12 protein-coding genes are annotated in these 9,018 nt (G+C 67.5%); 5 read left to right on the top strand and 7 right to left on the bottom strand.

Translation table 11 applies throughout. The features are described 5' to 3' along the window. Position 1: 1 nt before the first annotated feature. The 7 genes from gspG to ACFX4F_RS06470 all read right to left on the bottom strand — a co-directional run bounded on the left by gspG (position 2) and on the right by ACFX4F_RS06470 (position 4,697). Entirely contained in the window at positions 2-439 is a 438-nt protein-coding gene (gene gspG, locus ACFX4F_RS06440) for a type II secretion system major pseudopilin GspG (RefSeq protein ID WP_380653345.1), read from the bottom strand. A 57-nt stretch (positions 440-496) separates the two neighbouring features. Next, positions 497-1,081 (bottom strand): hypothetical protein, encoded by a 585-nt coding sequence (locus ACFX4F_RS06445; RefSeq protein ID WP_375070395.1) that lies wholly within the window; start codon positions 1,079-1,081, stop codon positions 497-499. 119 nt (positions 1,082-1,200) lie between these two features. Then, the gene (locus ACFX4F_RS06450) at positions 1,201-1,752 is read right to left on the bottom strand and encodes a hypothetical protein (RefSeq protein ID WP_180167256.1); all 552 of its coding nucleotides are present in this window, start codon (positions 1,750-1,752) and stop codon (positions 1,201-1,203) included. A 53-nt stretch (positions 1,753-1,805) separates the two neighbouring features. Beyond that, positions 1,806-2,786 carry a FecR family protein gene (locus tag ACFX4F_RS06455; RefSeq protein WP_380653349.1) on the bottom strand — a complete coding sequence of 327 codons (981 nt, stop codon included), beginning with the start codon at positions 2,784-2,786 and terminating at the stop codon, positions 1,806-1,808. A gap of 69 nt (positions 2,787-2,855) precedes the next feature. Then, complete coding sequence (locus tag ACFX4F_RS06460) at positions 2,856-3,386, bottom strand: RNA polymerase sigma factor (RefSeq protein ID WP_089237960.1); 531 nt, start codon at positions 3,384-3,386, stop codon at positions 2,856-2,858. A gap of 16 nt (positions 3,387-3,402) precedes the next feature. After that, positions 3,403-4,083, bottom strand: coding sequence for an STN domain-containing protein (locus ACFX4F_RS06465; RefSeq protein ID WP_180167464.1), 681 nt, complete (start codon positions 4,081-4,083; stop codon positions 3,403-3,405). A gap of 149 nt (positions 4,084-4,232) precedes the next feature. After that, the gene (locus tag ACFX4F_RS06470; protein ID WP_025874361.1) at positions 4,233-4,697 is read right to left on the bottom strand and encodes an Lrp/AsnC family transcriptional regulator; all 465 of its coding nucleotides are present in this window, start codon (positions 4,695-4,697) and stop codon (positions 4,233-4,235) included. Between the two features lie 124 nt (positions 4,698-4,821). Between ACFX4F_RS06470 and ACFX4F_RS06475 the strand changes: the two genes are divergently transcribed. The 5 genes from ACFX4F_RS06475 (at position 4,822) to ACFX4F_RS06495 (ending at position 8,942) form a co-directional block, all read left to right on the top strand. After that, the gene (locus tag ACFX4F_RS06475) at positions 4,822-5,556 is read left to right on the top strand and encodes an AzlC family ABC transporter permease (protein ID WP_380653354.1); all 735 of its coding nucleotides are present in this window, start codon (positions 4,822-4,824) and stop codon (positions 5,554-5,556) included. Further along, positions 5,553-5,867 carry an AzlD family protein gene (locus ACFX4F_RS06480; RefSeq protein ID WP_380653357.1) on the top strand — a complete coding sequence of 105 codons (315 nt, stop codon included), beginning with the start codon at positions 5,553-5,555 and terminating at the stop codon, positions 5,865-5,867. Before ACFX4F_RS06475 ends, ACFX4F_RS06480 begins: the two co-directional genes overlap by 4 nt. A gap of 85 nt (positions 5,868-5,952) precedes the next feature. Further along, positions 5,953-6,834, top strand: a complete 882-nt coding sequence (locus ACFX4F_RS06485) for a hypothetical protein (protein ID WP_380653360.1) — start codon at positions 5,953-5,955, stop codon at positions 6,832-6,834. A gap of 147 nt (positions 6,835-6,981) precedes the next feature. Further along, complete coding sequence (locus ACFX4F_RS06490) at positions 6,982-7,410, top strand: PAS domain-containing protein (protein WP_032128130.1); 429 nt, start codon at positions 6,982-6,984, stop codon at positions 7,408-7,410. Next, positions 7,407-8,942 carry a sulfite reductase flavoprotein subunit alpha gene (locus ACFX4F_RS06495; RefSeq protein WP_380653363.1) on the top strand — a complete coding sequence of 512 codons (1,536 nt, stop codon included), beginning with the start codon at positions 7,407-7,409 and terminating at the stop codon, positions 8,940-8,942. The genes ACFX4F_RS06490 and ACFX4F_RS06495 overlap by 4 nt, the downstream gene beginning before the upstream one ends. The last annotated feature ends 76 nt before the right edge of the window (positions 8,943-9,018 follow it).

The following is a 9,018-nucleotide window of genomic DNA, read 5'->3' on the forward strand; positions in this document are numbered from 1 at the left end:
CTCACAACTGCCAGGAGCCGATATCCGCGTTGCCGGCCTCACCGCCGGGCTTGCTGTCGGCCCCCAGTGAGAACACGTCGATATCGCCGTGCGCGCCGGGGTTCTGGTACTGGTAGGGGTGCCCCCACGGGTCAGCCGGCAGGCGGTCGAGGTACGGCGTGACCGGCATCGCGCCGCTCCCCTGCGGCGGTTTCACCAGCGCCTGCAAGCCCTGCTCGGCGCTGGGATAACGCCCATTGTCCAGCCGGTACAGCTTCATGGCCTGCATCAGCGCGGCGATGTCCTGGCGCGCGGCCACCACGCGGGCCTGGTCGGGGCGATCCATCAACCGGGGCACGATCAGTGCGGCCAGAATGCCGATGATGACCACCACCACCATGATCTCGATCAGGCTGAAGCCCTGCTGCCGAGCCCTGCGACCACCCATCTGCGTTGCCATTGATCCGCCCTCATCATCCTGGAAGAGACCGCTGCCCCATGGTCAGCGGCGCATGTGTCAGTACGATAAACATCCTGCGGAAATCCGCTGTTCCTGCAGCCGATCACCCACGCGACGTGCGTTCGCCATGCAGACGGCATCCAGCAGCGACGACGGAATACGCGCAAGCGTGTCGTCCACGCAGTGCTGCAGCAGTGGCGTGGCGCACGCCTGCAGCAGGCGCATGCACTGCAGGGGCGACCAGGCCATGCCATGGTCGAAGCCGATGAACTGCCGATACACCTGGTGATAGCGAAGATCGTCGTGCAGGCGTTGCACGCTGGCGGGAGCGCGCAGTGCGACCAGCAGCACCGCACGCTGCACCATGCGCACCTCCCCGTACTCCTGCGCAAGACTGGCCATGGCCGATTCCGGCCACGGCTGCAGGCGCGCGTCCAGCGCCTGCCGCAGCAGCATCAACGGATGGCCGCTGGCATCCAACGCTGACCACCTTGCGGCGTCGGCCCAGGCATTGCTGGACAGCATCCACACCCACGGCTGTCCGTAGCGCTGCACATTCACGGGTGCATGCCGTGCCTGCTCCAGCGACTGGCTCAGGTGGCGATCCAGCTCCAGCATGCTGATCCTGCGACTGTCGGTCATCGGCGTCGCCTGCGCTCCGCGACGCGGGAGCGTCGTACTCTGCAGAAGACGTCAGCAAGGCAGCCGAAGCGACAGCACGAATGCGATGTTGAGCAGTGCGTGGCAGCATCGCGGGAATGTCACCGCAGCGTCATCCGCCTGCAGGCTTCCAGGTCCAGGCGCGGAGCATCGCCGCCACAGCGTCGGGCCAACACAGCAACGTCGCTGCGCTGTGCGAATGCGGCCAGTGCGTGCATCGCATCCGGGTCATCCAACAGTGCCGCCATCGAGGCCTGCAGCAACGGCAGCTGCCATCCCTCCATCTGCGCATCGCTGGCGGCCACGAACCAGTGCCACAACCGGTGGTAGCGCACGTGATCGTGGAGCGCCGGAAGCCCCTCGATTCCATGCATCGCCATCAACAGCAGCGCGCGCGCCAGTGCAGCGGCAGGCAACGTTCCCGATTCCGAAAGCGGCAGCGCCTGCCGTTGCAACCGCAACAGCATCGCCAGCGGATGGTCCTGCGGCTCGAATTCCAGCAGCACCGCCTGCTGTCGCCACTGCGCATCGGACACCACGCAGACCCACGGCGCGCCGTAGCGGTGCACCATCAACGGCCGGCGCTGGGTGGTTTCCAGCAGCGCCGACAGGTTCCGGCGCAGATCCAACACACCGATGGTCTCGTTGCGCATCCTTGGCCTCTCCATGCATGCAGCGGCCGTGCGCGTCGCGCGCAGCCAGGGTCTTACCCCAAGACGGCAATTCCACCGGGAAAGCGACGCAGGCCGAGCGACATCGTCTGCCCGAGCTGCTCCAGCGCAGCATCCGGATCATCGATGCGGAAGCGGCCGCTGACCGGGGCGCGCGCCAGTGCCGATTCGCCCAGCAGCACCTTGCCGCGCCGGTAGCGGTTGATCTCGGCCACCACCTCACGCAGCGGCGCGCGGCGGAACACCAGCATGCCTTCGGTCCAGGCGCTGACTTCGGCCGCCACCGCTTCGGCCACCACGCCGCTGAGGCGCTCGTCATACACCGTCTGCTGGCCGGCCTGCAGCTGCAGGCGACCCTGCGGATGCTCGATGCGAACGCTGCCGCGCAGGCAGGTCACACGCACCTGGCCGTCGGTGTTGCGCACATCCAGGCGTGCTGCGCCCTCGTCGGCTACAAGACAGCCCGGCCCGGCGAACAGTGCCAGGCGAGTCCCCGCTGCGGCGTCGATCGCCGCCTGTCCCTGCACCAGCTCGAAGCCCTCACCCTGCGCGTCGCTGCGCCGGCGCAGGCTGCTCTGCGTATCCAGTTCGATCTTCAGATGCGGCGTCGGCGCAAGCAGCAGCCGCTCGCCGGTACCGGTGTGGAAATCGGCCGTCATCGCCGTTACCGAAGGCCACAGGCCCAACGGCGGGTGCAGCGCAGCCACCACGGCCAGGCTCGCAGGTGCCGCCACCGCCGCCCCCAGGAATGCGCGCCGGCTCCAGCGTTGCGCCGGGGTTGCCGCCTGCGGCTGGCGTGCGGCGGCAGGCAGCTGCTCGCCGGCCAGGCGTACCTGTTCCCATTGCCGCTTCGCGCGGGCAAAGGCCTGCCGATGGCCGGGGTCGGCCTCGCACCATTGGCGGAATTTCCTGCCATCGGCCGCCGTGGCCTCGCCCGAGGACAACCGCACCACCCACGCGTGGGCCTGGCGCTCCACGGCGTCGAGCGGGCGGTGCGGTTGATCGTCAGCGTCCATGAGGGCTCTTGCCGTCCCCGCACGCTGCGGGGTTCTGCTCGGCGTCAAAGTGTAGACGGATGCCGTGCCTCAGAACCGCACCTGCCGCCCCTGCCCACTGCGTTCGGCCAGGTAATCCTGTGCGGCTTTCAGCTCACGCTGCACCAGCCGCAGCGACACGCCCAGGTGCTCGGCCACATCGCGCTGCTGCAGGCCGTCCACGCGGATCGCCAGCAATATCCGGCGGCGGCGCTCGGGCATCCGCTGCAGCAGGCCGACCATGTCTTCCAGCGCCATCTCCTGCTCGGCCGCCTGTGCCGGCCCCGGGCCGGGATCGGCCATGTCCATCAACGTATCCACTTCTTCCAGGCTCAGCAGGCGATGGTCGGCGCGCTGGCGGTCGATCACGGTGTTCATCGCCATGCGCAGCAGATACGCCGCGGGGTTCTGCACCGGGTCCAGGCGGTGTCGGCGCGTGCTCAGGCGCATCCAGGTGTCCTGCAGCGCGTCGCCGGCCAGCTCTTCCGAGCCCAGCTTGCGCACCAGCCGGCGCTTCAGTTCGTCGTAGGCGCCCAGCAGATGGTCCATCAGGTCCACCGCCCCAGCCGTGCTGTTGCTCATGTTCGATTCCTTGACGTCATGGTTGGGGCGGGCGCCGGCCACAGTCGTGGCCCGCGCTGGAAGGACGGATCTGCAGAGTCACCGGCTGCGGCAGCGCGGCAGCATCGGCGCCCAGCCGCAGGGCCTGCATCGCCTGCAGAAGGCGCGCATCGCGGCGTGTGCTGCCGCTGCCGGCAAGCAGTTCGGGTTCCTGCACCTGGCCATCGTTGGCGATGCGGAAGCGCAGCGTCGCCGCATAGGCGCCCGGTGCAAGGTCAGGGTCGCCACAGAAAGCAGTGCGCAGCCGTTGCTGCAGGTCGCCGAAGCGGCGACGCTGCCCCAGGTCGGCGGCCACATCGGTCGGGGAGGATCCAGTGCCCGCGCGTGCACCGCGGCGCAGCACCACGCGTTGCGCACCGATCAGCTCGGCCTCGACGCCCGTGTCCTGCAGCACCACCTGCAGCGCCTGCAGGGGCGGCAGGCTGGCCTGCAGCGGATGGCTGCTGCGGCCTGTACCGAGATCGCCGGGATACATCACCGACCACCCGCTGACGACACTGAAGCGCTCGACCGCCTGTTCCAGCGGTTGCGCGGGAATGTCATAGGAACGGATGTCGTCCTGTGCGGCAGCAGCGAAGGCGAACAGCAACCCGGCGGCGGCGGCCACCCTCCAACGTCTGATTGCATGCTGTCCATTCAGCCCCCTGACGTAGAACACATGACCCTCGGCAGCGACATCAGCTGCAGCGGCGGAGCGCGGTGCGACCAGGTCGGTCGACCTGCACACGGCCGGCAAGCGGGTCACACCGTAGCGGCGTCACGTGTCATTGCGATGACGGCGGCGCGCAAGGGACGCGCCGGGCCGGTTCAGACCGGCAGTTCAGTGGTCTGCTTGATCCGCTGCATGGGGATTTCGGTCTTGGTGTTCTGCACACCGGCGATCCGGTTCAGGTGCTGGATCTGGAACTGTCGGTACGCGTCGAGGTCGGCCACTGCCACCCGCAGCAGGAAGTCACAGTCGCCAGCCATCAGATGGCATTCAAGCACTTCCGGGAAGGACTTGATGCTGTTGATGAAGTGATTGGTGGTGTCTTCGTCCTGGCCGCGCAGCCAGACACGGACGAACACGGTGAACCCCCGTCCGATCCTCGCCGCATTCAGCAGGGCCACGTAGCGATCGATGTAACCGCCCTCTTCCAGCAGGCGAACCCGGCGCAGGCAAGCCGACGGCGAGAGCCCCACCTGGCGGGACAGCTCCAGGTTCTGCAGGCGGCCATCGCGCTGCAGGGCGTCCAGGATGCGACGATCCAGATTGTCGAGCTGGTACTGCATGGAATTTCACTCGCTGACCGGATTACCGCATGATATTGCACATTCGGCCGAAGCAATGGCATCAACGCAACCCGATTTCGTGATCGGACCGTTAGCATGGGTCACCCCCACTCGTTGTTGATCCATGGACGCCCGAACCACCCTGCCCCTGCCTGATCCCGCCTGCGACACCGCACCACGCGCTGAATTCCTGCGCGGCCTGCGCGCCGCCGTACCGGTGATGATCGGCTTCATTCCCTTTGCCTTGGTGCTCGGCGCCCAGGCCGCCCAGAAGGGCCTGTCGGCGCTGGAAGTGCCGCTGATGACCGGCCTCAACTTCGCTGGCGGGTCTGAATTCGCCGCAGTCGAGCTGTGGACCTCGCCGCCGCACATCGCGCTGATCGTGGCGATCACCGCACTGGTCAACAGCCGCCACCTGTTGATGGGCGCCAGCCTGGCCCCGATGCTGCAGCACCTGCCGCGCCGTCGCGTGCTGCCGGCGCTGTTCTTCATGTGCGATGAAAGCTGGGCGCTGGGCGTGGCCGATGCGCGCCGTCGCGCACTGGGCTTCAGCCTGGCCTACTACCTCGGCGTGTCGGCCGGCCTGTACACCGTGTGGGTGCTGTGCACCGCGCTGGGCGCGATCGTCGGCCCGCTGCTCGGCGACATCCATGCCTACGGCTTCGACATGGCCTTCCCCGCTGTTTTCCTGGTGCTGCTGCGTGGCATGTGGCAAGGCATGCGCGCCGCCCGGCCATGGCTGGTCAGCCTGCTGGTGGCAGCGGGCACCTACCTGCTGGTGCCCGGCGCCTGGTACGTGGCCAGCGGCGCGCTGGCCGGTCTCGCCGCGGCCTGGCTGCTGGCGGAGGACGCGGCATGATCTTCAACGGCCTGATCCATTGGACCTCGGTGCTGACCATCATCCTGATGGCCGCCGCCACCTATCTCACCCGCATCATCGGTTTTCTCGCGCTGCGCAACCGCACGTTGAGCAAGCGCGCGGTGACGGTGATGAAAGCCGCCCCGGGCTGCGTGCTGATCTCGGTGATCGCCCCGGACTTCGTGGCCGACAAGCCGGCAGACCTGGCCGCGCTGGCCATCACGTTGCTGGCGGCCACGCGGCTGTCGATGCTGCCGACGGTGCTGATCGGCGTGGTATCGGCCGGTGTGCTGCGGTATCTGATGGGGTGAGGGGCTGATGGAGCGAGCGGGAGATGGCAACCGGCGCCGGTAACCGGACGCCGTATGCAACACGTCTGATTGGCAGCATCCCGTGATGCCTGCAAGGATCCATCAACCGCCTTGGAAAGGTGATTTCCTGCAGATGGAATCCTGTTTACGTCCCGTCCGGAGCGCAGCAGTACTACTGCTGCTGCTCTGCATCAGCGCGTGCCACACCCTCGACATCCCGCCCCGCCATATCGTCGGCGCTGACGGTGCGTATGCCACGGTCCTACGCGGCCGCCCCTCCCAACTGGGAATCGGCACGGCGTCGGTGCTGCCCGGCCAGGAGAGTTCGGAGCAGACGACGCATACGCACAATTGCCATCTGGCATCGACAGGCGTCGCGGTGCGCTGGGTCACACCCAGCCTATCCCCTGATCAGGCGGTGAGACTCTGCGCTGCCGCCGCACTCGCCGCGAGACACCCCCTCGACGCGGCAGGCCTGAAGGATGTACCGGTCCGCTATCAGGTCACGATCGTCAGCGACGGTGGCGGCATCTGGCAACAGCCCGCCAGGCCGGCACGACCAGAACTGGTGGTGGCGTTCTGGTTTCCCGCCGGCGACGATGCCGATGCACTGCGCGCGCGCGTGATCTCCACCACCGCGCACGAATTCCACCATATCGCCACAGCGATGGTCGGGCAGCGTCGATGGGGCGCGCACCGGGAACCGGAGGCCTACCTCGCCGGGGCATGTGCGCTGCTGGCGATTGAAGGAGAGCTTCGGCGCGAACAGCTACCCGGCCGCCATGATCCCCGCGCTGACAGCCTGCTGCCGGCGGCTGCACGCCGCTCTGGAAATGCCGGCAACGCGATCGGCCGGTCGTTGCAGGCATTCTTCAGCGGTGATCATATGCAACGCGATGACGAAGACGGGCGCGCACTGCTGCGATATTGCCAGCAGAGCATCGGATTCCTCGGCATCGCCCGCTAGCGCCGCCCCTTCGCCACCCCTGCGACAGCCGGTCGCAGCCCCCTCCCGGCACACGCTTGACCTATATCAATCCGCCCACCGCCACGGGCGCGTATCTCTATGCAGGAACCCACTACGCCGGCGTCACCGGCATCCAAAGGACCTGCGATGAGCTACACCCCCGACAACGCCCAGCTGCTCAACGCCATGCAGAACGTGATGGTGATCTCCACCACCGACCTGCAGGGCAACATCACCTATGCCAACGACCTGTTCTGCACGCTCACCGGGTTCGCGCGCGAGGAACTGATCGGCCAGCCGCACAGCATCGTCCGCCATCCGGACGTGCCCAAGGCCGTCTACAAGGACATGTGGGACACCATCAAGGCCGGCAAGACCTGGACCGGCATCGTGCCGAACCTGGGCAAGGGCGGCGTGCTCTACGTGGTCGACACCACCGTGCAGCCGCTGTTCGATGCCGAGGGCAACATCACCTCGTACATCAGCATCCGCCGCGTGGTGAACGACCTGATGCAGAACTACGACCTGGTCGAGTTCAGCAAGGAAAAGTTCGACGACTTCTACGAGGCTGCGTGAACGCCCTCCCCACACGCATGCCCATCAGCCGGCTGCTGGTGGGTTTCGCCTCCGAGTCGGGCAACGCCCGCGCCCTGGCCCAGCGCCTGGGCGCGGACCCGGACCTGCAGCCGCATTGGCCGCAGGTCCTGCCGTTCAACGACATCGATGTGGCCAGCCTCGGTCACGGCGATGTGCTGCTGGCCATCTCCAGTTCGTTCGGCGACGGCGAACCACCGGCCAATGGCGAGCGCTTCTTCGAGTCGCTGCGCCAGGCGCCCGCCCTGCCCGGTCTGCGCTACGCGGTGTTCGGCCTGGGGGATACCGGCTACCCCAGTTTCTGCGGTTTCACCAAGGCACTGGATGCAGCACTGAGCGAGCGTCAGGCGCAGCCACTGCTGCACCGTGTCGACGCCGACCTGGGCTACGAGCAGTTTTTCCAGCAGTGGCGGCCGGTGCTGGGCCAGGTGCTGGAGGGTGATGCGACCGCGGGTCAGGATCTGCGCCTGCAGGTGACGGCCTACGGCGAAGACAATGCCTTCAACGCCCGCATCGTCGAACGGCGACGCCTGAGCCATGGTGACCCTGCGGCCTGGCACCTGCAGCTGGACATCGCCGGCAGCGGCATGGTCTACCGGGCCGGCGACACCCTGCATCTGGTTCCGGAAAACGATCCGGCATTGCTGCAGGCACTGGCCACCTGGTTGGGTGATTCCAGCGCCGTCGACGCCCTGCGCGACCGCGAACTGCGCCTGCTCAGCAAGAGCGTACTGCGCGAGCTGGCAAAGCTGGGCGGCAGCGACGTACTGAAGGGCCTGCTGAAGATCAGCCACAAGCGCGAACTGGACGCCTACCTGCATGGCCTGGACCTGCTGGATGTGCTGCAGGACCACGCCACCCCGGACAGCGTGCCACTGGCCCGCCTGCGTGAACTCCTGTCACCATGCCTGCCCCGCGCCTATTCCATCGCCTCGCATCCGTACGGTGATCAGCTGAGCCTGTGCGTGCGCGAAGTGCGCTACACCCTGCGTGGCCGCGAACGATTCGGCACTGCCACCGGCAGCCTGCTGCACGGCGGCGACACAGCCCGCGTGTACTGCCGCTCCAATCCGGGTTTCCACCTGCCCGACAGCGGCAACGCCCCCCTGCTGCTGGTCGGCACCGGTACCGGCATCGCGCCGCTGATGGGCCTGATGCAGGAACTGCAGGCTACCGGCGATGCACGCGAGGTCCATCTGGTGTTCGGCGAGAAGCACCGCGAGCACGACTTCCTGTACCGCGAGCAGCTGCAGGACTGGCAGGCGCGTGGCGTACTGGCTGGCCTGCACACCGCGTTCTCGCGCGATGCCGCGCAGAAGGTCTATGTGCAGCATGTGCTGCAGCAGCAGGCCGCGCAGATGCAGGATGTGCTGGCCCGTGGCGGCCACATCTACCTGTGTGGCAACAAGAGTCACCTGGAAGGCGCGGTGCGTGAAGCCATCGACGCGATCGGCGGTGACGGCCATTGGGACGCCTTGCGCGGCGAGGGCCGCACCCACTGCGAGCTGTATTGAGGCGCCTCGCCCAGGGGTAGAGCCGGCCGCTGGCCGGCTGCTCTCCGCACTACCAAGCTGCCGGCCAGCGGCCGGC

It is taken from the genome of Stenotrophomonas sp. YIM B13575 (assembly GCF_042787595.1).
Lineage (GTDB): Bacteria > Pseudomonadota > Gammaproteobacteria > Xanthomonadales > Xanthomonadaceae > Stenotrophomonas > Stenotrophomonas lactitubi_B.

Coding starts and splice junctions, on each gene's coding strand:
- gspG (WP_380653345.1), bottom strand. CDS start 439: ATGGCAACGCAGATGGGTGGTCGCAGGGCTCGGCAGCAGGGCTTCAGC.
- ACFX4F_RS06445 (WP_375070395.1), bottom strand. CDS start 1,081: ATGACCGACAGTCGCAGGATCAGCATGCTGGAGCTGGATCGCCACCTG.
- ACFX4F_RS06450 (WP_180167256.1), bottom strand. CDS start 1,752: ATGCGCAACGAGACCATCGGTGTGTTGGATCTGCGCCGGAACCTGTCG.
- ACFX4F_RS06455 (WP_380653349.1), bottom strand. CDS start 2,786: ATGGACGCTGACGATCAACCGCACCGCCCGCTCGACGCCGTGGAGCGC.
- ACFX4F_RS06460 (WP_089237960.1), bottom strand. CDS start 3,386: ATGAGCAACAGCACGGCTGGGGCGGTGGACCTGATGGACCATCTGCTG.
- ACFX4F_RS06470 (WP_025874361.1), bottom strand. CDS start 4,697: ATGCAGTACCAGCTCGACAATCTGGATCGTCGCATCCTGGACGCCCTG.
- ACFX4F_RS06475 (WP_380653354.1), top strand. CDS start 4,822: ATGGACGCCCGAACCACCCTGCCCCTGCCTGATCCCGCCTGCGACACC.
- ACFX4F_RS06480 (WP_380653357.1), top strand. CDS start 5,553: ATGATCTTCAACGGCCTGATCCATTGGACCTCGGTGCTGACCATCATC.
- ACFX4F_RS06485 (WP_380653360.1), top strand. CDS start 5,953: ATGCCTGCAAGGATCCATCAACCGCCTTGGAAAGGTGATTTCCTGCAG.
- ACFX4F_RS06490 (WP_032128130.1), top strand. CDS start 6,982: ATGAGCTACACCCCCGACAACGCCCAGCTGCTCAACGCCATGCAGAAC.